Genomic DNA, 22,151 nt, shown 5'->3' with positions numbered 1-22,151 from the left:
CCCCGACCGCACGTCCCCGTCGCACCACCACGAGGAGCACCTCATGACCGACCAGACCCACCGGACCTCCGAGGACGGGACTGCCGGTCCCGACCCCGCCCACCAGCCGCTGCGCGTGCTCGGGGACGCCCCGCTGCGCGTCCTCGTCTGGGGCGAGAACCGGCACGAGCAGCTCGAGCCCGAGGTCGCCGAGCGCTACCCCGACGGCATGCACGGCGCGATCGCCCAGGGCGTCACGGGCAACCTCGGCGAGCGCGCCGTGGTGCGCACCGCGACGCTCGACGACCCCGAGCACGGCCTGACCGAGGAGGTGCTCGCCGGCACCGACGTCCTCACCTGGTGGGGGCACGCGGCGCACGCCGAGGTGGACGACGCGGTGGTCGAGCGCGTGCACCGGCACGTCCTCGCCGGCATGGGTCTGGTCGTCCTCCACTCCGGGCACTGGTCGAAGATCTTCACGAGGCTCATGGGCACGACCTGCACGCTGCGCTGGCGCAGCGAGCACGACCGCGAGCTCGTGTGGACGGTCGACCCGACGCACCCCATCGCCCGCGGCGTGCCGCACCCCATGGTCATCGACGAGGACGAGATGTACGGGGAGCACTTCGACATCCCCACCCCCGACGAGCTCGTCTTCCTCTCCACCTTCTCCGGCGGCGAGGTGATGCGCTCGGGCTGCACCTTCCGGCGCGGCCACGGGCGGATCTTCTACTTCAGCCCCGGCGACCAGGACTACCCCGTCTACTTCCACGAGGGCGTCCGGCGCGTCATCTCCAACGCCGTCGAGTGGGCCGCCAGCGACCGGCGGGAGCGCTCGGTCCCCGTGCTGCTGCGCTACGAGACCGGGCGGTTCTGGAACGGTCACGGCTACACGGGGGCGCTGGACGCCGCCACGAGGACCGGCGCGTGAGCCACCGCCGCCCCGCCCTCGCGGAGGGGGAGCGGCTGCCCGTCGTCTCCGTCGGCGCCGGGGGCATGGGGCGCGCGTGGCTGGCGGTGCTCGAGGCCTCGGACGAGGTGGACCTCGTCGGCGTCGTCGACCTGGACGAGGCCGCGGCGCGCTCCGCCGTCACCGAGCTCGGGCGCCCGGACCTGCCGGTCGGGGCGGACGCCGTCGCGCTGGCCCGCAGCACCGGGGCGCTGGCCGTCGTCGACGTCACCGTGCCCGTCGCCCACCACCCCGTGACGACGGCGGCCCTGCGCGCGGGCCTGCCCGTGCTCGGCGAGAAGCCGGTGGCCGCGACGCTGCCGCAGGCGCTCTCGCTCGCGGCGGCGTCCGAGGTCACCGGCGAGCTCTTCATGGTGAGCCAGTCGCGGCGGTGGAACCCGCAGGTGGACCTGCTGCGCCGGCTCACCGGGCAGCTCGGGGGCGTGGGCGCGCTCACGACGGAGTTCTTCCGCGCCCCGCGCTTCGGGGGCTTCCGCGAGGAGATGGCCCACCCGCTGCTCGTGGACATGGCCATCCACGCCTTCGACACCGCGCGCTTCGTCCTCGGCGACGAGCCCGTGAGCGCCTGGTGCACGACGCACAGCCCGCCGTGGAGCTGGTACGACGGCGACGCGAGCGCGACCGCCGTGTTCACGACGGCCGCCGGCGCCCGCTACACCTACACGGGCTCGTGGTGCGCGCCGGGCGACGAGACCTCGTGGAACGGGGCGTGGCGCGCGAGCGGGCGCCTCGGCACCACGCGCTGGGACGGCGACGCCGACCCCGTCGTCGCCCTCGGGGACGAGGCGACCGCCGAGCAGCGAGCGGGCGTGGACGCCGTCCTCGCGGAGCCCCGCTCCCCGCACGACGGCATCGCGGGCGCCCTCAGCGTCTTCGTCCGGGCGCTGCGCACGGGCGAGACGCCCTCGGGCGAGGTGCACGAGAACGTCATGAGCCTCGCGATGGTCGACGCCGCCGTCGAGTCCGCCGGCGGCGGCCGCGTCGTGGAGGTCGACGACCTCCTCGAGCGGGCCCGGGAGCACGCCGTCGGCGCCGAGGAGGACGGCGCCGTGCGCGAGGTGCTGGCGGGGTGGCCGACGGTGCGCGCAGCGCTGAGCAGCGCGCCCCTGCAGGGGTCCGGGGTGCGCCCGGCGCGGGCGGGGGCGGCGTGAGGCGCCTCGGCGTGGCCGTGGTGGGCGGCTCCTTCATGGCGCGCACCCACTCCCACGCGTGGCGCACCGCGCCCCGGGCCTTCGAGCTGCCGGCCGCGGTCGACATGGTCGCCCTCGCGGGCCGGGACGCCGGCCGCGCCAGGGCCGCCGCCGCGCGCCTGGGCTGGCGGGAGTCGACCGACGACTGGCGCTCGCTCCTGCACCGCGACGACGTCGACCTCGTCGACGTCTGCGTCCCCGGTGACCTGCACGAGGCGGTCGCGGTCGCCGCGCTCGAGGCCGGCAAGCACGTGCTGTGCGAGAAGCCGCTGGCGTCCTCGCTCGAGGGCGCCGAGCGGATGGCGGCCGCCGCGCGCGCCGCGGCCGAGCGCGGGGTGCTGGCGATGGTCGGCTTCAGCTACCGGCGCGTCCCCGCTCTCGCCCTCGCGGCGCGGCTGGTGGCGCAGGGGCGGGTCGGGGACGTCCGCCAGGTCACGGTGTCCTACCTCCAGGACTGGCTCGTCGACCCGGGCTTCCCGCTGACCTGGCGGCTCGAGGCCGACCGGGCCGGCTCGGGGGCCCTCGGGGACCTCGGCTCGCACGCGGTGGACCTGGTGCAGCACCTCACGGGGCACCTGCTCACCGACGTCGTCGCCACGGCCGAGACGTTCGTCCGCGAGCGCCCCCTGCCGACGTCGTCGGACGGCCTGTCGGCGACGGGCGGCGACTCGCTCGGCCCGGTCACCGTGGACGACACCACGGCCTGGCTGGGCCGCACCGACCGCGGCGCGCTCGTCGTCGGCCAGGTCACCCGCGTGGCACCGGGCCGCAAGAACGCCTTGCAGGTGGAGGTCCACGGCAGCCGGGGGTCGGTCTCCTTCGACCTCGAGCGCCTCGACGAGCTGCGGCTGCACGACGCCACCGCCCCGGCCGAGGAGGCCGGCGTCCGCACGGTGCACGTCACCGAGCCCGGGCACCCCTACCTCGAGGCGTGGTGGCCGCCCGGGCACTCGCTCGGCTACGACGCCACGTTCGTCCACCAGGCGAAGGACCTCGTCGCGGCCGTCGTCGCGGGCCGGCAGCCGAGCCCGTCCTTCGACGACGGGCTGCAGGTCCAGCGCGTCCTGGAGGCCGTCGGCCGCAGCGCGCGAGACCACCGCTGGGAGAGCGTCCAGGCGTGATCGCCCGACCTGCTCCACGGAGGTGACCGCACGCGGTCACCTCCGTGGAGCAGGTAGCGCCCCCCGCAGGAGGCGAGCGCTCAGATCCAGATCGCGGGGTCCACGTCGTCGTCCGCCGCCGCGGCGGGCGCGCGCTCGACGACGCGCCCCGGCACCCCGACGACGACCGCACCCGCCGGGACGTCGCGCACGACGACGGCGTTGGCGCCGACCTGCGCCCCGTCGCCGACGGAGATGGCCCCGAGGATGCGGGCGCCGGCCCCGACGGTGACGCCGTCGCCCAGCGTGGGGTGGCGCTTGCCGCGCTCCAGGCTGCGGCCGCCGAGGTTGACGCCGTTGTAGAGCATCACGTCGTCGCCGATGACCGCCGTCTCCCCGATGACGACGCCCATGCCGTGGTCGATGAAGAACCGCCGGCCGACGCTCGCCCCCGGGTGGATCTCCACGCCCGTCCGGGAGCGGGCGACGTGCGACAGCACGCGCGCGACGAGCTGGCTCCCGGGCCGCTGCCACAGGCGGTGGCTCAGCCGGTGGACCCACACCGCGTGCAGGCCCGGGTAGGCGAGCAGCAGCTCGGCGCGGCTGCGGGCGGCCGGGTCGCGCCGGGCCGCCGTGTCGAGGTCCTCGCGCAGCCGCTGGCGCCACGTCAGGTCGCCGTCGGCGACGTCCTGGGAGCGGGGCGCGGGCACCGGCCCCGGCTGCACGCCGGCCGCCGCCGGGGGGCGCCGGCGGGCGGCCCCCCGGTCGGCCGTCGTGGTCACGGGGTCGCTCACTCCACCAGGTCGGCGTAGAGGATGGTCGACAGGTAGCGCTCGCCGAAGGACGGCACGATCACGACGATCGTCTTGCCCTCCATCTCGGGGCGCTGGGCCACCTGCACGGCGGCGTACAGCGCGGACCCGGAGGAGATGCCCGCGAGGATGCCCTCCTCGGCAGCGGCGCGCCGCGCCCACCGCACCGAGGTCTCGGCGTCGACGTCGACGACCTCGTCGTAGACGTCGGTGTCGAGGATCTCCGGCACGAAGTTCGCGCCGATGCCCTGGATCTTGTGCGGGCCGGGCTGGCCGCCGTTGAGGATCGGCGACTCGGCCGGCTCGACGCCCACGACCCGCAGGCCCGGCTTGCGGCTCTTGAGCACCTGGCCGACGCCCGTGATCGTGCCGCCGGTGCCGATGCCGGCGACGACGACGTCGACCTCGCCGTCGGTGTCCTTCCAGATCTCCTCGGCGGTGGTCTGCCGGTGGACCTCGGGGTTGGCCTCGTTGGCGAACTGGCGCACGAGCACGGAGCCGTCCGCCGCGGCGAGCTCCTCGGCCTTGGAGACGGCGCCCCGCATGCCCTCGCTGCCCGGCGTCAGGACGAGCTCGGCGCCGTAGGCCCGCAGGAGCGCGCGGCGCTCCTTCGACATGGTCTCGGGCATGGCGAGGACGACCTGGTAGCCGCGGGCCGCCCCCGTCATCGCGAGCGCGATGCCGGTGTTGCCGCTCGTGGCCTCGACGATGCGCCCGCCCGGCTGCAGCTGCCCGGAGCGCTCGGCGGCGTCGACCATGGCGACGCCGATGCGGTCCTTGACGCTGCTGGAGGGGTTGTAGAACTCGAGCTTCGCGGCGACGGTCGCCTTGGCGCCGTCCGTGATGCGGTTCAGGCGCACCAGGGGCGTGCCACCCACCAGCTGGGTGATGTCGTCGTAGATCGGCACCGGGTCGCTCCTCGGCAGGTCGGGTCTTGGACGGTCGTACCGTCCCAGATCTTCCCGACCGGGACGGTCGCTGCACCAGGGCAACGCCCCTGCGGCGCCCCGGCCTTCCTCCGACGGCCCGCGGTCTCACCCAGTGGGACGCCGTGGCTCCGGGCCACCCGGTCGGCGGAACAGGCGGCGGCGTCGCGGTGCTGGCCCCGACGAGCGCCGAGCACGGCGCGCAGCCGCGGCGGCGGGCGGGCACCGCCCGACGAGCCGATCACCGCGGGCTGCGCCAGGCTCGACCGAGACGACGGGACGTCCCGCACGACCGGACGACGTCCCCCTGACACGAGGAGTGCGCACGTGGCTGTTCCCACCATCACGCTGAACGACGGCAGCACCATCCCCCAGCTCGGCTTCGGGGTGTTCCAGATCGAGCCGGAGAACACCGAGCAGGCCGTCCTGACGGCCTTCGAGGCGGGCTACCGCCACATCGACACGGCGGAGATGTACGGCAACGAGAAGGAGGTCGGCCAGGCGGTCGCGTCCTCCGACCTCGACCGCTCGGAGGTCTTCATCACGAGCAAGCTCAACAACGGCTTCCACCGCCCGGACGACGCCCGCCGCGCGATCGACCAGACGCTGGCCGACCTGGGCACCGACCACGTGGACCTCTTCCTCATCCACTGGCCCCTGCCCACGCGCTACGACGGCGACTACGTCTCGACGTGGAAGGTCCTCGAGGAGCTCAAGGCCGACGGCCGCGCCCGCTCGGTCGGCGTGTCGAACTTCCAGGTCGACCACCTCGAGCGCCTCGCCCGCGAGTGCGACGTCGTCCCTGCGGTGAACCAGATCGAGGTGCACCCCTACTTCACCAACGAGGCCGTCCGCGCCTACGGCAGCGAGCACGGCATCGCCACCGAGGCCTGGTCGCCCATCGCCCAGGGCGGGGTGCTGGAGGACCCGGTCATCAGCGAGATCGCCGAGCGCGTGGGCAAGTCGACCGCGCAGGTGACCCTCGCCTGGCACATCGCCCGGGGCGACATCATCTTCCCGAAGTCGGTGACGCCCGAGCGCGTGCGCGCCAACTTCGACATCTTCGACGCCGGCCTCACGGACGAGGACGTCCGGCGCATCACCGCGCTGGACAAGGGCGAGGACGGCCGGACGGGCCCGAACCCCGACACGTTCGACATGATCCCCGACTGACCCGCTCCCAGGACGCCCGGTCCCGGCCGAGTCCCGATGGGGACGGCCGGGACCGGGAGGGCGCGCGAGGGGCGGCACCGCTGCGGAGGGGCCGCCCCTCGTCCGCGTCCGGGCCGGTGCAGGCTGGCGTCGTGGAACCCGGAGCGGCAGTGGTCGTCCTGGCGGGGGGCGCCTCCCGGCGCTTCGGCGCCGACAAGCTCGCCGCCGACCTCGGCGGCCGGACGGTGCTGGCCCGCTGCCTCGACGCCGTCGCCGCCGCGCTGCCGGGGGCGCCCGTCGTCGTCGTGGGGCCCGCGTCGCGGCGCGGCGACGCCCGCGGCGCCGACGTCGTGACGGAGGACCCGCCCGGGTCCGGGCCGGCGGCCGGCGTCCTCGCGGGCGCCCGCCACCTGGCCAGGACCTCGGCGCCGGACGTCGTCGCCGTCGTCCCGGGCGACGCGCCGTGGGCGGGCTCGGTGCTCCCCCGGCTCGTGGCGGCCCTGGGGCCCGCCCCGGACGAGGGCGCCGACGCGGACGCCGTCGCCGGCGCGGCCGTGGCCGTGGCGCCGGACGGCCGCCGCCAGCACCTGCTGCTCGCGGTGCGGGCCGAGCACCTGGGACGCCACGGGGCGGGGGACCTGGACGGCGCACCCGCCCGCGCGCTCGTCGAGGGGCTGCGCCTCGCGCTCGTCGAGGTGGACGAGCGCGCGGTCCTGGACGTCGACGACCCCGCCGCCCTCGCGCGGGCCCGCGCCCGGCTGGGAGCCGTCGGCGAGCCCGACTCGGCCGCGGCAGCCGCGGCGCTCGGGCACGATGGCGGCGTGGACCACGAGACAGCCTCGAGCGACCCGCACGACGCTCCCGACGCCCGACCGGGACCCGGTGACGGGAGCGCCCGCACCGGCGGCGAGCCGTCGGCGCACAACACCGGCACCGCCGCCGGCGAGGCGGGCCTCGCCCAGCGGCTGTCCGAGATGGCGCGCGACCTGCAGCGGACGTCCGAGCCGCCGGACGTGATGGAGCACGTCGTCCGCGCCGCGGTCGCCCTCGTGCCGGGGGCTCAGGAGGGGTCGATCAGCCTCGTGCGCGGGCGGCGCCGGGTCACCTCCCAGGGCGCCTCCGGCGAGCTGGGACGGCTGATGGACGAGCTCCAGGAGGAGACCGGCCAGGGCCCCTGCCTGGACGCGGTCTTCGAGCGCGAGACCGTGCGCGTGGAGGACCTGGCCGCCGACCAGCGCTGGCCCGACCTCGCCGCCCGGGCCGCCGAGGCGGGCATCCACGGGGCGCTGTGCCTGCAGCTGTTCGTCGACGGCGACGACCTCGGCGCCCTCAACCTCATCTCCCGCGAGCCCGACGCCTTCGGCGACGAGTCCGAGCAGGTCGGCCTGCTCCTGGCCAGCCACGCGGCCGTCGCGGTCTCCGACGCGCTCCAGCTCGAGGGGGCCACCCGGGCGCTGGCCAACCGGGACCTCATCGGCCAGGCGAAGGGCGTCCTCATGGAGCGCTTCAAGCTCCCGCCGCAGCAGGCCTTCGACCTGCTCGCCCAGGTCTCCCAGAACACCAACCGTCGGCTCGTCGACGTCGCCGAGGAGCTGACGACCAGCGGCCAGCTCGGCCCCTGACCCGCCCGAGCCGGCACCGCCCTCGGGTGTGGCTGCTGGGCCGCCGTGCGAGGGTGGCGGACGTGCGTGCAACTGCGGTCCGCGAGCCCGGTGGCCCCGACGTCCTCGGCGTCGGAGAGGTGCCCGACCCCGTCCCCGGGCCGGGCGAGGTGCTCCTCGACGTCGTCGCCGCGGGGGTCAACCGCGCCGACGTCATGCAGCGCCAGGGGCACTACCCGCCGCCGCCGGGCGAGTCCGAGGTCCTCGGCCTGGAGTGCTCCGGCGTCGTGGCGCAGGTCGGCGAGGGCGTCAGCGGCTGGGCCGTCGGCGACGAGGTGTGCGCGCTCCTGTCCGGCGGAGGGTGCGCCGAGCGCGTCGTCGTCCCCGCGGGGCAGCTGCTGCCGGTGCCCGCCGGCGTCAGCCTCGTGGACGCCGCGGCGCTGCCCGAGGTCGCCTGCACGGTGTGGTCCAACGTCTTCATCTCCGCGGGGCTGCGCGAGGGCGAGCTGCTGCTCGTCCACGGCGGCGGCAGCGGCATCGGCACCTTCGCCGTCCAGCTGGCCCGGACCTGGGGCGCGCGCGTGGCCGTGACGGCGGGCAGCGCCCGCAAGCTCGAGGCGTGCCGCGAGCTCGGCGCCGAGGTGCTCGTCGACTACACGCGGCAGGACTTCGTCGAGGAGGTGCGCACCGCCACCGGGGGCCGCGGCGCCGACGTCGTGCTGGACGTCGTGGGCGCGAAGTACCTCGAGCGCAACGTGGCCGTCCTCGCGCCGAACGGGCGGCTCGTCGTCATCGGCATGCAGGGCGGGCGCCGCGCCGAGCTCGACCTGGGGGCGCTGCTCGCCGTCCGCGGCGCCGTGATGGCCACGTCGCTGCGCGCGCGCCCCCGCGAGGAGAAGGCCGCGATCGTGGCCTCGGTGCGCGAGCACGTGTGGCCCCTCGTGGAGGCCGGCGACGTGCGCCCCGTCGTGCACGCGCGGCTGCCCCTCGAGGACGTCGGCCGCGCCCACGAGGTGCTCGAGGAGTCCTCGCACATCGGCAAGGTGCTGCTGCTGACCGGACGTGGCACCACCGACCGCACCCCGCGTGACGACACCGACCTCGGAGGCACCGCGTGAGCCAGGACCCGGACGGACGGGCGCAGCCCGCGGACGGCGCCGCACCACGGGCGGACGCCCCGGAGCAGCAGCCGGTCGTCGTCATGACCCCGCAGGGCATGGGCGTCGCCGGCGGCGGGGCGCCGAACCCCGCCGAGCAGGTGGAGCGGCCCGACAAGGTCATGCGCATCGGCAGCATGGTCAAGCAGCTGCTGGAGGAGGTGCGCAGCGCTCCGCTCGACGACAAGGGCCGGGCCCGGCTGGCCGAGGTGCACCAGCGCTCGCTCGCCGAGCTCGAGGACGGCCTCGCCCCCGACCTCGTCGAGGAGCTGCGCCGCATCGCCCTGCCCTTCTCGCCCGAGGAGGTCCCGAGCGACGCCGAGCTGCGCATCGCCCAGGCTCAGCTCGTGGGCTGGCTCGAGGGCCTCTTCCACGGCATCCAGACCGCCGTCTTCGCCCAGCAGATGGCGGCGCGCGCGCAGCTCGAGCAGATGCGCCGGGCGCTGCCGGGCGCCGCCGGAGCACCCGGGCAGCCGGGCGGCGCCGACCTCGCGCCGGGTGCGGTGCCCCCGCTCGGCCAGGGCCAGCCGGGCTCCCCCGGCACCGGCCAGTACCTCTAGGGGCGACGGTGGCCCGCGGCGCGGACGGCCGGGGCTGGTTCGAGCGCCTGGCCCCCGGCCTGGCGCGCCGCCGCGCCGAGCGCGACCTCGAGGCCGCCCTCGGCGAGGGGGTGTGGCGGCGCGCCCACGACCGCGTCCACCGCTCCGTGGACCGCTACCACCAGGTCCTCGACGGCGTCGTCGCCGACGCCGCCCCCGGGGCGGCCGAGTCGGTGCTGCCCCCGCTCCAGCGGACGGCCGAGGAGCTCGTCCGCGTGCTGGACGACGTGCGCGCGCTGTGCCTGCGGGCGCAGCGCGCCGCGCCGAGCGCGGGCCTGGACGTCCCCCGGCCACCGGTCTCGGCGGACCTGCCCGACGAGCTGCACCGCCGGCTGTCCAAGGTCGGCACCGCCGTGGCGACGGCGGCCGAGGCCGCCACGATGGCGCGGGTGAGCGCCCGTGCGGGCCAGCTCGAGGTGGGCGTGGAGCGCACCGCCGCCGCGCAGCGGGCCGCCGCGGCGGCCCGACGCCACCTGGGGTGGCCGCCACCGGGCTGACGGCGACCGGCCGACGAGCTCGCCCTCCGGCCTCGGGGACCCGAGCTCCGGGCCGTCGGTCAGCGCTCGTCGGGCGGGGTGTCCTGCCGGTCGCGCGTCACGTAGTTGCGGCCCGCCTCGCCGCGGCGGCGGTAGCCCTCGCCGACGTCCTCGCCGTCGAGCCCGGTCTTGACCTGCTCGTCCTGCGGCAGCGGGCGGTGGTCGGCGGGGCCGTAGAAGAAGGTGAGAAAGCCGAGCGCTCGCTGGCGCAGGGTGCGGTGTCCGGTCGCGGCCATGGCCGCCTCCTCGGGGTCGAGCGGCGTCTGCGTGCGCGCGCCGGCGCGGTGCGCACGACGCGCCCGGCGGGAGCAGGGCCGTCCCGTCAGTGGATCACCGGCGACGGACCGACGCCAGCGGGCGGGGTCGGTCGGACCGCCACGGCGACGCGGCGACGACGCCCGTCGGGCCGTCAGCCGGCGAGCAGGCCCTCGACGACGCGGGCGACGCCGTCGTCGGCACAGGCCGGGGCGGTGGCGGCCGCGGCGGCCACGGCCTCGGGGTGGCCGCCCGTCATCGCGTACCCCCGCCCGGCCCAGCCGAGCATCTCCACGTCGTTGGGCATGTCGCCGAACGCGACGACGTCCTCGCGCGCGACGCCGAGGGCGGCCGCGTGGGCCGCGAGCGCCGCCGCCTTGCTGACGCCGACCGCGCTGACCTCGATCAGCGGGCTGTCCGGCGAGGAGTGCGTCGGGTGCGCGAGGCCGGCGAGCTCCTCGCGGGCCACCGCGAGCAGCTCCTCGGACGTGCCGACCTCCCGGCGCACGAGCAGCTTCAGGACGACGGGGTCGGGGGCGAGCAGCTCGGCCAGCTCGCCGACCTCGCTCTCCCGGCCGCCGTCGTACCGGACGGCGTAGCCCGGCTCGCGGCGGAAGCCCGCCAGCGTCTCCAGCGCCACGGCCAGCCCGTCCAGGCGGCGCCGCAGCCGCTCGACGGCCTCCACGACGTCGGCGGGCGCGAGGCCGGTGGCCGAGAGGACCTGGCGCTGACCGGCGTCGTAGACGACGGCGCCGTTGGCGCAGATGGCCGTGCCCGTGTGGCCCGTCTGCTCGACCACCGGGTCGACCCAGACGACGGGGCGGCCGGTGACGAAGACGACGTGGACGCCCGCGGCCCGGCAGGCCGAGATCATGGCGAGGGTCCGGGGCGAGACGAGACCGCCGGGGCCGAGGAGCGTCCCGTCGAGGTCGCTCGCGACGAGCCGGACGCGGCCGGTGGGACGGGGGCCCGCAGGGGTGCCGGGAGGAGCGCCGGTCGAGGGGTCCTCCGACGTCGTCACGGCGCCATCCTGCCCTGGGGCGCCCCGCTCCCGGTCGCCGGGCGGCGCCCGCGCCCCCAGGGTGGAGGCATGGCACAGGACACCCAGACCACCCAGAACACGTTCCGGGACCCGACCACGGCCTACCCGCAGCCCGAGCAGCCGCAGCAGGACCAGAGCGCGCCCGGGCTCGCGACGGAGATGACCCCGAAGCCCGACCACGGCGAGGACACCTACGTCGGCTACGGCCGCCTCACCGACCGCGTCGCCGTCGTGACCGGCGCCGACTCCGGCATCGGCCGCGCCGCCGCCATCGCCTACGCCCGCGAGGGCGCCGACGTCGTGCTCGCCTACCTCCCCGCCGAGGAGGCGGACGCGCAGGAGGTCGTGGGGCTCGTCGAGGCCGCCGGCCGCCGCGCCGTCGCCGTGCCGGGCGACCTGTCGCACGAGCAGGCCAACATCGACCTCGTCGAGCGCGCGATGTCCGAGCTCGGGCGCATCGACGTCCTCACCGTCGTCGCCGGCAAGCAGACGGCCGTCGACGACATCGCCGACCTGACCACCGAGCAGTTCGACGAGACGTTCCGCACGAACGTCCACGCGCTGTTCTGGGTCACCAAGGCCGCCGTCCCCCACATGGAGCCGGGCAGCAGCATCATCACGACGACCTCGGTGCAGGCCTACCAGCCCTCGCCGAACCTGCTCGACTACGCCTCGACGAAGTCGGCCATCAACGCCTACACGAAGGCGCTCGCCGGCCAGCTGGCGCCCAAGGGCATCCGCGTCAACGCCGTGGCGCCGGGCCCGTTCTGGACCCCGCTGCAGGTCTCCGGCGGTCAGCCGCCGGAGGCGCGCCCGGAGTTCGGCGCGCAGACGCCGCTCGCCCGCGCGGGCCAGCCGGCCGAGCTCGCGGCCGCGTACGTGCACCTCGCGTGCCCGGAGTCGAGCTACACGACCGGCTCGACGTACTCCAGCACCGGTGGCATGCCCACCCCCTGATCTCCCCCGCTCGACGCACGAGGACGCCGGCACCCGCTCGGGGGCCGGCGTCCTCGTGCGTCCGGGGTCGGCCCGGTCTCAGGGGAGGACGGACCCCGCCTGACCGCGGGCGAGGTCGCGGCCGTAGACGTCGAGCGCGGAGTTGGCGTCGCCGTCCACGAGGGGCAGGACGGTGCCGACGAGCACGCGGTCGGCGTCGAGCACGAGGACGCGCCCGTACTCGGCCGGGGTGATCGAGCCCGGCGCTGACGGCGCGACCGACCCGTCCGCCCGCGCGGTGACGAGGTCCAGGGCCCCGGTGCCCAGGTCGCGCCGGTAGTGGTCGGTGCGCCGGTTGTCGTCGTGGGCCAGCAGCGGCGCGGCCGTCGCCACGAAGCCGTAGCGCCCCGTCGCGTCGAGCCCGAGCTGGTGCTCCCACGCGGCCGTCTGCCCCGTGCCGAGGGGCTCGAGGTCCCCCGTCACCAGGTCCTTGCGGTAGGCGAGACCGGTGGACCAGGAGGTGCTCGGCGCGGACGGCTTGGCGGCGCTGCTGAAGGCGACGTAGCGGCCGTCGTCGCTCACCGCGACGTCTCCGGTGTCGCGGAAGACGCCCACCTCCACCGGCGTCGAGCCGGTCCCCGGCATCGTCGAGGCGACGACGAGCGCGCCCGTGAGCAGGTCCTTGCGCACGAGGACGACCGGGCGGCCCGAGGCCTGGGCGGGGAAGACGGCGTACCGCCCGTCCGGGGTCGCCTCGAGCGCGGGCCCGGTGGCCCGCAGCGACGTCTCCCCGCCCGTGGACGACGTCGAGACGCGCCGCACCGCCCCGGTGACGAGGTCCTTGGCGAAGACGTCGGCGACGCCGTTGCGGTCCCCCGGGACGAGGTCGGCGCGGGCGGACAGGAAGAAGACGGTCCCGCCGTCGGCGGTCGTCGCGAGGCCGGGGCTGCGGGCGGAGACGGAGGCGCCGGTCGGGAGCACCGCCCCGGCGGTGCTCGCGGACACGGCCCCGGAGGCGGGGACGCTCACCAGCGCCGCCTCCCCCGTGGTCAGGTCGAGGCGGTAGACGTCGAGCAGGCTGTTCGTGTCGGCCGGCACCAGCCGCGCCGTCGTCGACAGGGCCAGGTAGCGCCCGTCCTCGCTGAGGGCGACGGCGCTGGCGTTGGTGCTGTCGGTCGACGTCGAGCGCCAGCCCGCGGGCAGCGGGGCGACCCGGCGGCTGGTGCCCGCGACCCGGTCGACCAGGTGCAGCTCCGGGGCGCTGTTGGTGTCCGAGTCCTCGAGGCGGGCGGCGGTGCTCACGACGACCCACCGGCCGTCGCGCGTCGCCGCCAGGCCCGCGCCGGTGGCCGTGCCCGAGCCCTCGACCGGGGGCACGAGCGGCGCGAACGGCGGGAAGAGCGGCAGCGGGAGGAGCGGGACGACGCGGACGGCGGCGCTGACCGCGGAGAGACCGCCCCCGGCGTCCACGGCGACGACCACGACCACCACCTCGACGCCGGGGGCCAGGCCCTCGAGCACGACGGAGGTGCTGCCCCGGGGCACGACCGCGGCGACGACGCCGTCGACGAGGACGTGGTGCTCCACGACGTCGTCCTCGGCCGCGTCCGCCCAGGACACCTCGGCGCTGCCGACGCCCGGGACGGCGCTCACCCCGGTCGGCGCGGCGGGCAGGAGGTCGAGGGGGACGGCGAGCACCGGCGCGTGCCCCGCCGAGACGTTGCCGGCGGCGTCGACGGCGAGGACGACGACCTGGTGCGAGCGGCCCCCCTGGAGCCCCTCCAGCAGCAGCTCCGGCGGAGCGCCCACCGCCACCTGGCCCACGACGACCCCCTCGAGCAGGACCCGGTAGACCGCGATGTCCAGGTCCGCGCCCGGCGACCAGGTGACGCGCAGCGCCCGGTCGAGCTCCGCCACGGCGGTGCCCGAGACGGGAGCGGGCGGCGTGCGGTCCCTCAGCGAGACGACGACGGGCGCGCTGGGCGCCGACCGGTTGCCCGCGAGGTCCACCGCGACGACGCGGTAGGCCTCCTGGTGGTCCCTTGCCAGACCGGTCAGCTGGACCGAGGTCGCCGGGGCGGCGACGCGCGCGACGACCGCGCCGCTCGCGTCCAGGAGCTCGTAGGCCGCCAGGTCGTCAGCGGCGACGGGGTCCCAGGACAGGACGGCGGAGCGGTTGCCCGGGACGGCGACCAGCCCCGTCGGGGTGCTGGGAGCGGTGAGGTCGACCGGCACCACCTCGACCGGCGGCGAGGAGGCGGCGGAGACGTTGCCGTGGCCGTCGACCGCGACGAGCGAGAAGCCGTAGGGGCGCCCGATCACCAGGCCGGTGGCGGTCCACGACGTCGTCCCGGCGGGCAGCTCGGCGACCACCGCGCCGTCCTGCAGCACGCGGACGCTCGCGAGGTCGGGGTCGACGCCCGGGTCCCAGGTGAGGGCCGCGCTCGCGTCGCCCGCGACGGCCCGCAGACCGGTGGGCACGGCCGGAGCCGTGAGGTCGGTCGGCGTCGCCGTCACCGGCGGGGAGGAGGCTTGCGAGGGGTTGCCGCGGGCGTCGACGGCGACCAGCGCGTAGGAGTACGTGCGGTCGTTGACGAGCCCGGTGTCCGTCCAGCTCGTCGTGGCGGCCGGCAGCGACGTCACCTGGGCGCCGTCGCGCAGCACGCGCACGGCCGTGCGGTCGGTGTCCGAGGCGGCGTGCCACGACAGCGCCGCCGTGGCGTCGCCGGGCACCGCCACGAGCCCGGTGGGGACCGGCGGCGGCGTCATGTCGCGCGGGGTGCCCAGGACCGCCGCCGACTGCCGCGACTCGTTGTCGACGGTGTCCCGCGCGCTGACGGTGATCGAGTAGGTCTGGTCGTTGACGAGCCCGGTGAGGGTGGTGGTGGTCGTGCCCTTCAGCACCGTCGCGACGAGCGTCCCGTCGCGGTAGACGCGGTAGTCCTTGAGGTCGTTGTCGCCCACCGCATTCCACCGGACGGCGAGGGAGCCCTCGAGGGCGGTGACGGTCAGCCCCGTGGGCACCGCCGGGGGGAACTGGTCGAGGATCGGGCGCAGCACCGGCTCGGTCCGCCCGAGCGAGACGGGGGCGTCGGCGGCGGTCAGCGCCGACCCGCCCCCGAGCACGGCGGGCACGAGCGCCCCGAGGGCCGTGAGCACCGCGACGAAGGCCGCGGCGACGAGGGGGCGCACGGCGGCGCCGGCTGCGCGGGGCGGGAGGGCTGCGGCTCCCGGGCGCCCGGGGACCGAGGGAGACGAGGAGCTGCTCACCGGGGGGTGATCGGCGCGGCGCACCGTTGCCCCGAGCACCTCGCCGACCGTCACCCGCCCGGCGCAGGACCGAGCGGGGGTCGTCGCGGTCCGCGCCGTCGGAGCTGAGCCTCTGCACGGGCGGCGGGATGCATCCCGCCGCCCGTGCAGGGACTCAGGCCCGGCCCCGGCTCCGCGGGCGGCCCGCGCGGCGTCTCAGCGCGGCAGCGTCGCGAGCACCGCGGCGGCGCCGTCGTCGAGCACCGTGCCGGTGACCTCGTCGGCGGCCTCGCGCACCTCGGCCGGCGCCTGGCCCATGGCCACCCCGCGGGCGGCCCAGCGGAGCATCTCGAGGTCGTTGCGCCCGTCGCCCATGGCGAGGGTGCGCGCCGGGTCCACGCCCAGGCGCTGGCGCACGACCTCGAGGGCGCTGGCCTTGCTGACCCCCTCGGGCGCCAGGTCGAGCCAGGCCGTCCAGCCCACCGAGTAGTTGACGCCCTTCATCCCGAGCCGGGAGGTGATCTCGAGGAAGTCCTGCGGCGTGTGCTCGGGGCTGCGGACGACGACGCGGCTGGCGGGCCCCGCGAGCAGCTCGTCGAAGGCGACGTGCGTGATCCGGCCGGTCAGCTCGTCCTCCGGGAACTTCCCCGCGACCTTGAAGCCGACGCCGACGTCCTCGACGGCGAACGCCGCGGTCGGCAGGTCCTGCACGAGCAGCCGCAGCACCGGGGCGGGGTCGAACGTCACGACGTCGCTGACCTGGTGGCCGTCCGGCAGCGCGGGGTCGACCTGCACCGTCACGGCGCCGTTGCTGCAGACCATCGGGGAGACGTAGGGCTTGGCGTCCGCGTCCTCCGAGGGGGCCAGGCCGAGCCACCCGAGCACCGGGTAGGCGCTGTCGAGGGAGCGACCGGTGGCCACGACCACGTGGTGGCCGGCGGCGACGACGTCGCGCACGGCCTCGCGGACGACGGGTGACATGACCTCGTCGTGGTCGATGAGCGTGCCGTCCACGTCGAGAGCCACGAGCCAGCGCATGCCCGTGACACTACGTGCGCCCCTCCCCGCGCGCGGGTGCCGTCCGGGTGACGGCCGGGCGACGTGACGGCGTCGCGCCCGCAGCAGCCGGGCCGGACGCCGTCGTCGCGACGACGAAGCGGCGAGCCCGGACGACCGCACCGGGCCGCGACGGAGAGCCGCCGCCGGCGCCTCTGCCAGGATCGGCGGCGACCCGTCCCCCGCCGGCCGAGCGAGCCGGCCTCCCGCAGGAGCCGCCCGTGTCCTCCGCCGCCCTCCCCGCACCCCGCGCCGGGCTCGTCCTCGCCGACCTGCTGCCGGGCAGTCGCACCCGCGACGTCGCGCTCGTCGCCGGGGGCGTCCTCGGCATGGCGCTGATGGCGCAGGTGTCGGTGCCCGTGCCCGGGTCCCCGGTGCCCATCACCGGCCAGACCCTCGGCCTCGTGCTGGTGGCCTCGGCGCTCGGGCCGGTGCGCGCCGTCTCCGTCATGGGGTTCTACATCCTCGCGGCGCTGGTCGGCCTGCCCTTCTACTCCGAGGCGAGCGGCGGCTACGAGGCCGTCGTCGGGGCGACGGGCGGCTACGTCCTCGGGTTCGTGCCGGCCGCCTACCTCATGGGTCTGGCCGCCCGCCACGGCGCCGACCGCCGGTTCCTGCGCGCGCTGCCGCTGTTCGTCGCCGGCCAGCTCGTCGTCTTCGCCGTCGGCGTCCCGTGGCTGGCCGTGACCGCCGGCCTGAGCGCCTCGGCGGCGCTGGCGGCGGGCTTCTTCCCGTTCCTCCTCGGCGGCGTCGTCAAGGCCGCGGTCGCCGCGGCCCTGGTGCCGGCCGTGTGGCGCCGGGTCGGACGCCGGGGCTGACCCCGCTCCGACGCACGACGACGGCCCCCGCCCGATGGGCGGGGGCCGTCGTCGTCGCGAGCAGCTGAGGTCGTCGCACCGGTCCGCGCTCGACGCCGTCGGCGAGGCGGACCGGACGGCCACCTGTCTACCCGCCGCCGCGCGCGGCGAGAAGCCCCCGGACCGTGACGTCCGTCACAGATCACCGGGACGGCGCCCTGCTCGACGGACGGCTCGCTCGACGGACGGCCCCCGCCCTCTCGGGCGGGGGCCGTCCACGTGCTGCGCGGTGCGCGGGTGCGGTGGGTCAGGCGTCGAGGTCCTGGGCCACCAGCGCGGCGATCTCGGCGACGTGGGCTTCGTCCTCGCCCTCGACGGTCACCTCGGTGCCGCGCTCGGCGCCGAGCGTCATGATCATGAGGGCGGACCCGGCGTCCACCGGCTCCTCGTCCGGCACGGACAGCGTGATCTCGCTGCCGAGCTCGGCGGCGCGGGCGGCGATGACGGCGGCCGGACGGGCGTGCAGGCCGACCGAGGAGCCGACGGTCACGGTGGTGCTGGGCACGGGGCCCTCCTTCGCTGGTGGGGTCGAGCGGGCAGGTGCTGCGGGTGATGCTCCCGGCCCGGACGGCGCAGCGCGCGTCCGGGCCGGGGCGTGCGGGGAGCCGCTCAGGCGGCGGCGAGGTCGGCCTTCGAGCGGCCGAGGCTCTTGGCGGCGATGACGGCGACGGCGCTGACGACCATGCCGGCGAGGACCGCGAGGACGAACGCGAGGACGCCGTCGATGGCGAAGAAGACGAAGATCCCGCCGTGGGGGGCCCGCAGCTCCACGCCCGTGGCCATGACGATCGCCCCGGTCGTGGCCGAGCCGAGCATGATCTAGGGGATCACGCGCAGCGGGTCGGCCGCGGCGAAGGGGATGGCCCCCTCGGTGATGAAGGCCGAGCCGAGCAGCCACGCCGCCTTGCCGTTCTCCCGCTCCGGCTCCGTGAAGAGCTTCTTGCGGACCACGGTGGCCAGGGCGAGCGCCAGCGGCGGCACCATGCCCGCGGCCATGACGGCCGCCATGATCGTCAGCGGCGCGGTGTCGGTGGCGGTCGCCGCCCCGAGGCCCGCGGCGGCGAAGGCGTAGGCGGTCTTGTTGAGCGGGCCGCCCATGTCGAAGGCCATCATCAGGCCGAGGATGACGCCGAGCAGGACGGCGGAGCCGCCCGAGAGCCCGTTGAGGAAGTCGGCGAGGCCCGTCGTCACCGCGGCCAGCGGGCGCGCCAGCAGCGCGAACATCAGGAAGCCCGTGATGAGCGTCGCGAACAGCGGGATGATCACGACCGGCATCAGCCCGCGGCCCCACTGGGGCACCCGGATCTTGCTGATCGCGAGGGCCACCGCGCCGGCGAGCAGGCCGCCGACGAGGCCGCCGATGAAGCCGGCGCCCGTGGCGCCGGCCACCAGGCCGGCGACGAAGCCCGGCGCGATGCCGGGGCGGTCGGCCATGGCGTAGGCGATGTACCCGGCCAGCGCCGGCACGAGCAGGCCGAAGGCCAGCTGGCCGAGGGTCGAGAGCACGGCGCCGATGTACTGCGTCAGCCCGCCGTCGGGGAGGTCCGTCAGCGAGCTGTTCGCGAGGATCAGCGTGTTCAGCGCCGTGCCGTCCGGGTCGCCCGGGGCCTCGGACACGATCTGGTACCCGCCGAAGAGGAAGCCCAGCGCCAGCAGCAGACCGCCGGCCGCGACGAACGGGATCATGTAGCTGACGCCGGTGAGCAGCCAGCGGCGCAGCTCGCTGCCGAAGCCGGGGCGGGCCCCGCTGCCCGCGCCGGCCGCGGCGCCCGCGCCCGCGCCGTCGCCGGGCACGCGCTGGGCGGAGGGGTCGTCGACCGCGCGCAGCGCCTCGCCGACCATGACGTCGGGCTCGTTGATGGCGCGCTTGACGCCGGACTGCACGAGCGGCTTGCCCGCGAAGCGGCCGCGCTCCTTGACGCCCACGTCGACCGCGAAGATCACGGCGCTGGCGCCGGCGATGACCTCGGGGGCCAGCGGCGTCGAGCCGGAGGAGCCCTGGGTCTCGACGACGACCTCGACGCCGGCGCGCTCGCCGGCGGCCACGAGGGAGTCGGCGGCCATGTAGGTGTGCGCGATGCCCGTGGGGCAGGCGGTGACGGCGACGATCCGGCGCACGCCGGTCGCGGTGGCGGCGGGCTTCTCCTGGTCGACCGTCGCCGCGGCGTCCGCCGCGACGGCGCCGGAGGCGGCGGCCGGGGCCGCCGAGCCCGCAGCCGTGGCGCCGTGCGCGCCCGCCGCCGGCGCCGCGGGCGCCTTCGGCTGCGCCGGGGCGATGACCTCCTCGACCAGGCGCACGACCTCGTCGGCCGAGGTGGCCTCGCGCAGCGACGCGGTGAACGCGGGCCGCACCAGCGCGCGGGCCAGCTTGCTCAGCAGCTTCAGGTGCGCGCTGCCGGCGCCCTCGGGAGCGGCGATGAGGAAGACGAGGTCGGCGGGACCGTCGGGGGCGCCGAAGTCGACCTTCCGCGCCAGGCGCGCGAAGGCCAGCGACGCCTGCGAGACGTGCGAGGTCCGCGCGTGCGGGATGGCGATGCCGTTCGGCAGGCCGGTGGGCGAGCTGGCCTCGCGGGCCAGGGCCGCCTTGGCGAGGCCGTCGGTGCCGTCGGCGCGGCCGGCCTCGGAGACCATCGCCGACAGGCGGCGGACGACGTCCTCGCTGCTGCCGCCGAGGTCGGCGTCGAGCGCGACGAGGCGCGGGAGGAGGAGGTCCTCGCCCCCGGGCGCGCTCGCGGCGCCGGGCTGTGCGGTGCTGTGGCTCATGGGTGCCTCTCGGGTCGTCGTCGGTGACGCGGGGGTGCGTGCGGAGCGGGGCGTGCGGAGGGTGCTGGTCAGGAGGAGAGGGGCGCGGGCGCCGGGTCGAGGGACAGGGGAGTGATCTCGACGAGGTCGGGGCGCACCTGGTCGGGCCCGGGCAGCGCCGAGCCGGGCAGCGCCGCCGCCGCGGAGCCGTGGGCGACGGCCTCGCGGAGCCGGCCGGGGGCGTCGTCGCCGCGCAGGGTCGCGAGGACGTAGCCGGCGAGCGCGGAGTCCCCGGCGCCCACGGTGCTGCGCGGCACGACGGGCGGCGGCAGGGCGCTCCAGGCGCCCTGCGCCGTCACCAGCACCGCGCCGCGCGCACCGAGCGTCACGAGCACCGCGCCGACGCCGCGCTCGACGAGCGACCGGGCCGCGCGGGCGGCGGCCACCGGGTCGGCCTCGAGGGCGTCGCCGTCCTCCCCCGTCAGCTCGCCGAGCTCCTCGCCGTTGGGCTTGACGACGTCGGGCGCCGCCGCCGGGTCGGCGTCCGGGCCGAGCAGCGCCGCGAGCGCCGCGCCGGAGGTGTCCACGCCCACGGCGCACCCGGCCGCGCGCAGCGGCGCGACGAGGTCGGCGTACAGAGAGGCGGGGGCCCCGGGGGGCAGCGAGCCGGAGAGCACGGCCCAGCGCGCGCCCGTCGCGGCGTCGAGGACGGCGCCGCGCAGGGCGTCGTGACCGCCGGGGGTCAGGAGCGGCCCGGCCTCGTTGACCTTCGTCGTCGTGCCGTCGGGCTCGGTCACCGCCGTGTTGGTGCGCACGGGCCCCCCGGCCGGCGTCGGCCGGGCCGCGAGCCCCGCCTCGGCGAGCGCGGCGAGCAGCGGGTCGCCGGCGTCGGCGGGCAGCACGGCGACGACGTCGCGCCCCGCCGCCGCGAGCACGCGCGCCACGTTGACGCCCTTGCCGCCGGGCTCGACCACCGAGGCGGTGGCGCGCTGGACGGCGCCGCGGCGCAGCGGCCCGGCGAGGTCCACCGTGCGGTCGAGGCTCGGGTTGGCCGTGAGCGTGACCACCTCCGGCGCGGTGCCGGCCCCGGTCACGGGCGCAGCGGCGCTCACGCGAGCACCAGGTCGACGCCGGCGGCCCGCAGGGCCTCGAGCTCGGCCGTGGACGCCGGGCCACCGGGTGCGTCGTCCACGGGGGCGCCGCCAGCGGCGGGGCCGTCCAGGGCCGTGTCGGTCACGAGCACGTCGACCTCCTCGAGTCGGGCGAAGCGGTGCAGGTCCTGGCGGCCGGCCTTGCGGGCGTCCGCGACGACGACGACGAGGCCCGCGGAGCGCACGAGCGCGCGCTTCACCGCGGCCTCCTCGGCGTCGGGGGTCGTGAAGCCCGCCTCGGCGGAGAAGCCGTTGGCGCCGAGGACGGCGACGTCGACGCGCAGGTCGTCCAGCGCGCGGACGGCCTCCGCGCCGACGGCGGCCTGGGTCGTGGGGCGGACCCGCCCGCCGACCAGCTGGAGCTCGACGCCCGGCACGCCCACGAGGCGGGCCGCCAGGTGCACCGCATGGGTGACGACGACGAGCGCCGCCCCCTCCGCGAGGGCGGCCGGCGACGTCGCGAGCAGCCCGGCCAGGCGCCCGGTGGTGCTCCCGGCGTCCAGGGCCACGCTCGTCGTCCCCGGAGGCAGCTGCCCGAGGGCCGCGGCGGCGATGCGGTCCTTGGCGTCGGAGGCGATGCGGTCGCGCTCCTCCACCCGGGTCTCGGGCACGGCGAGCGCGGCGGGGGAGACGGCGCCGCCGTGCACGCGGCGCAGGGCGCCGGCGCGCTCGAGGACGGCGAGGTCCCGGCGGACGGTCTCGGTCGTGACGGCGTGCTCCGCCGCGAGGTCGCTGACCGAGACCCGGGCCTGCCGGCCCACGCGTGCGGCGATGGCCGCCTGGCGCTCGGGTGCGTACACGGCTCACTCCCTCGTGAGTCGGGCCCCGGGTGCGTCCGGCG

The 22,151-nt window shown here is 77.0% G+C and carries 19 protein-coding genes and 1 pseudogene; 10 read left to right on the top strand and 10 right to left on the bottom strand.

Annotation, left to right across the window (positions count from 1 at the left end; translation table 11 throughout):
• The first annotated feature begins 43 nt into the window (after positions 1–43).
• From Q0848_RS16690 to Q0848_RS16680, 3 genes are read left to right on the top strand one after another with little or no spacing between them, the layout of a single operon-like run.
• Entirely contained in the window at positions 44–910 is an 867-nt protein-coding gene (locus tag Q0848_RS16690; RefSeq protein WP_299039560.1) for a ThuA domain-containing protein, read from the top strand.
• Entirely contained in the window at positions 907–2,100 is a 1,194-nt protein-coding gene (locus tag Q0848_RS16685) for a Gfo/Idh/MocA family protein (protein ID WP_299039558.1), read from the top strand. Before Q0848_RS16690 ends, Q0848_RS16685 begins: the two co-directional genes overlap by 4 nt.
• Positions 2,097–3,260 (top strand): Gfo/Idh/MocA family protein, encoded by a 1,164-nt coding sequence (locus Q0848_RS16680; protein WP_299039555.1) that lies wholly within the window; start codon positions 2,097–2,099, stop codon positions 3,258–3,260. The genes Q0848_RS16685 and Q0848_RS16680 overlap by 4 nt, the downstream gene beginning before the upstream one ends.
• An 80-nt stretch (positions 3,261–3,340) precedes the next feature.
• On the opposite strand, the gene cysE is transcribed toward Q0848_RS16680, so the two are convergent.
• Positions 3,341–3,910: a serine O-acetyltransferase gene (cysE, locus tag Q0848_RS16675; RefSeq protein ID WP_366146655.1), complete on the bottom strand. Its 570-nt coding sequence runs from the start codon at positions 3,908–3,910 to the stop codon at positions 3,341–3,343.
• 119 nt (positions 3,911–4,029) lie between these two features.
• Positions 4,030–4,959, bottom strand: a complete 930-nt coding sequence (cysK, locus tag Q0848_RS16670) for a cysteine synthase A (RefSeq protein ID WP_299039551.1) — start codon at positions 4,957–4,959, stop codon at positions 4,030–4,032.
• 345 nt (positions 4,960–5,304) lie between these two features.
• Between cysK and Q0848_RS16665 the strand changes: the two genes are divergently transcribed.
• From Q0848_RS16665 to Q0848_RS16645, 5 genes are all read left to right on the top strand, one after another.
• Entirely contained in the window at positions 5,305–6,150 is an 846-nt protein-coding gene (locus tag Q0848_RS16665; protein WP_299039549.1) for an aldo/keto reductase, read from the top strand.
• Positions 6,151–6,281: 131 nt separating this feature from the next.
• Positions 6,282–7,751 (top strand): NTP transferase domain-containing protein, encoded by a 1,470-nt coding sequence (locus Q0848_RS16660; RefSeq protein ID WP_299039547.1) that lies wholly within the window; start codon positions 6,282–6,284, stop codon positions 7,749–7,751.
• Between the two features lie 62 nt (positions 7,752–7,813).
• The gene (locus tag Q0848_RS16655; protein WP_299039545.1) at positions 7,814–8,848 is read left to right on the top strand and encodes an NAD(P)H-quinone oxidoreductase; all 1,035 of its coding nucleotides are present in this window, start codon (positions 7,814–7,816) and stop codon (positions 8,846–8,848) included.
• Between the two features lie 83 nt (positions 8,849–8,931).
• Entirely contained in the window at positions 8,932–9,447 is a 516-nt protein-coding gene (locus tag Q0848_RS16650) for a bacterial proteasome activator family protein (protein WP_366146654.1), read from the top strand.
• Between the two features lie 8 nt (positions 9,448–9,455).
• Positions 9,456–9,983 carry a hypothetical protein gene (locus Q0848_RS16645; protein WP_299039540.1) on the top strand — a complete coding sequence of 176 codons (528 nt, stop codon included), beginning with the start codon at positions 9,456–9,458 and terminating at the stop codon, positions 9,981–9,983.
• Positions 9,984–10,042: 59 nt separating this feature from the next.
• Here the strand turns inward: Q0848_RS16645 and Q0848_RS16640 are convergent, their stop codons facing one another.
• Entirely contained in the window at positions 10,043–10,258 is a 216-nt protein-coding gene (locus tag Q0848_RS16640) for a hypothetical protein (protein ID WP_299039538.1), read from the bottom strand.
• Between the two features lie 173 nt (positions 10,259–10,431).
• Complete coding sequence (locus tag Q0848_RS16635) at positions 10,432–11,298, bottom strand: HAD family hydrolase (RefSeq protein ID WP_299039536.1); 867 nt, start codon at positions 11,296–11,298, stop codon at positions 10,432–10,434.
• A gap of 69 nt (positions 11,299–11,367) precedes the next feature.
• Here Q0848_RS16635 and Q0848_RS16630 point away from each other — a divergent pair, with 69 nt between their 5' ends.
• Positions 11,368–12,276 carry an SDR family oxidoreductase gene (locus tag Q0848_RS16630; RefSeq protein WP_299039534.1) on the top strand — a complete coding sequence of 303 codons (909 nt, stop codon included), beginning with the start codon at positions 11,368–11,370 and terminating at the stop codon, positions 12,274–12,276.
• 78 nt (positions 12,277–12,354) lie between these two features.
• Here the strand turns inward: Q0848_RS16630 and Q0848_RS16625 are convergent, their stop codons facing one another.
• Together Q0848_RS16625 and Q0848_RS16620 are read right to left on the bottom strand one after the other, a co-directional pair.
• The gene (locus Q0848_RS16625) at positions 12,355–15,525 is read right to left on the bottom strand and encodes a fibronectin type III domain-containing protein (RefSeq protein WP_299039532.1); all 3,171 of its coding nucleotides are present in this window, start codon (positions 15,523–15,525) and stop codon (positions 12,355–12,357) included.
• A gap of 195 nt (positions 15,526–15,720) precedes the next feature.
• The gene (locus Q0848_RS16620) at positions 15,721–16,542 is read right to left on the bottom strand and encodes an HAD family hydrolase (protein ID WP_299039530.1); all 822 of its coding nucleotides are present in this window, start codon (positions 16,540–16,542) and stop codon (positions 15,721–15,723) included.
• A gap of 239 nt (positions 16,543–16,781) precedes the next feature.
• Between Q0848_RS16620 and Q0848_RS16615 the strand changes: the two genes are divergently transcribed.
• Positions 16,782–17,378 carry a biotin transporter BioY gene (locus Q0848_RS16615; RefSeq protein WP_299039528.1) on the top strand — a complete coding sequence of 199 codons (597 nt, stop codon included), beginning with the start codon at positions 16,782–16,784 and terminating at the stop codon, positions 17,376–17,378.
• Positions 17,379–17,664: 286 nt separating this feature from the next.
• Here Q0848_RS16615 and Q0848_RS16610 read toward each other — a convergent pair whose 3' ends face one another.
• From Q0848_RS16610 to Q0848_RS16590, 4 genes and pseudogenes are all read right to left on the bottom strand, one after another.
• A complete protein-coding gene (locus Q0848_RS16610; RefSeq protein WP_299039527.1) occupies positions 17,665–17,922 on the bottom strand; it encodes an HPr family phosphocarrier protein in 258 nt (85 codons plus the stop codon).
• 104 nt (positions 17,923–18,026) lie between these two features.
• Positions 18,027–20,180 (bottom strand): annotated as a pseudogene (locus Q0848_RS16600) (fructose-specific PTS transporter subunit EIIC).
• A 68-nt stretch (positions 20,181–20,248) separates the two neighbouring features.
• Positions 20,249–21,271, bottom strand: a complete 1,023-nt coding sequence (locus Q0848_RS16595) for a 1-phosphofructokinase family hexose kinase (RefSeq protein ID WP_299039521.1) — start codon at positions 21,269–21,271, stop codon at positions 20,249–20,251.
• The gene (locus tag Q0848_RS16590; protein WP_299039519.1) at positions 21,268–22,110 is read right to left on the bottom strand and encodes a DeoR/GlpR family DNA-binding transcription regulator; all 843 of its coding nucleotides are present in this window, start codon (positions 22,108–22,110) and stop codon (positions 21,268–21,270) included. Before Q0848_RS16590 ends, Q0848_RS16595 begins: the two co-directional genes overlap by 4 nt.
• Positions 22,111–22,151 lie beyond the last annotated feature (41 nt).

The organism is uncultured Pseudokineococcus sp. (genome assembly GCF_947495735.1).
GTDB lineage: Bacteria > Actinomycetota > Actinomycetes > Actinomycetales > Quadrisphaeraceae > Pseudokineococcus.
Note: the sequence above shows the minus strand (reverse complement) of the source record. Positions and strands in the feature narration are given on the sequence as shown.

Bases quoted from the DNA above. Each gene is read 5' to 3' on its own strand.
- Q0848_RS16690 (WP_299039560.1), top strand. From the start codon at position 44: ATGACCGACCAGACCCACCGGACCTCCGAGGACGGGACTGCCGGTCCC.
- Q0848_RS16650 (WP_366146654.1), top strand. From the start codon at position 8,932: ATGACCCCGCAGGGCATGGGCGTCGCCGGCGGCGGGGCGCCGAACCCC.
- Q0848_RS16640 (WP_299039538.1), bottom strand. From the start codon at position 10,258: ATGGCCGCGACCGGACACCGCACCCTGCGCCAGCGAGCGCTCGGCTTT.
- Q0848_RS16630 (WP_299039534.1), top strand. From the start codon at position 11,368: ATGGCACAGGACACCCAGACCACCCAGAACACGTTCCGGGACCCGACC.
- Q0848_RS16620 (WP_299039530.1), bottom strand. From the start codon at position 16,542: ATGCGCTGGCTCGTGGCTCTCGACGTGGACGGCACGCTCATCGACCAC.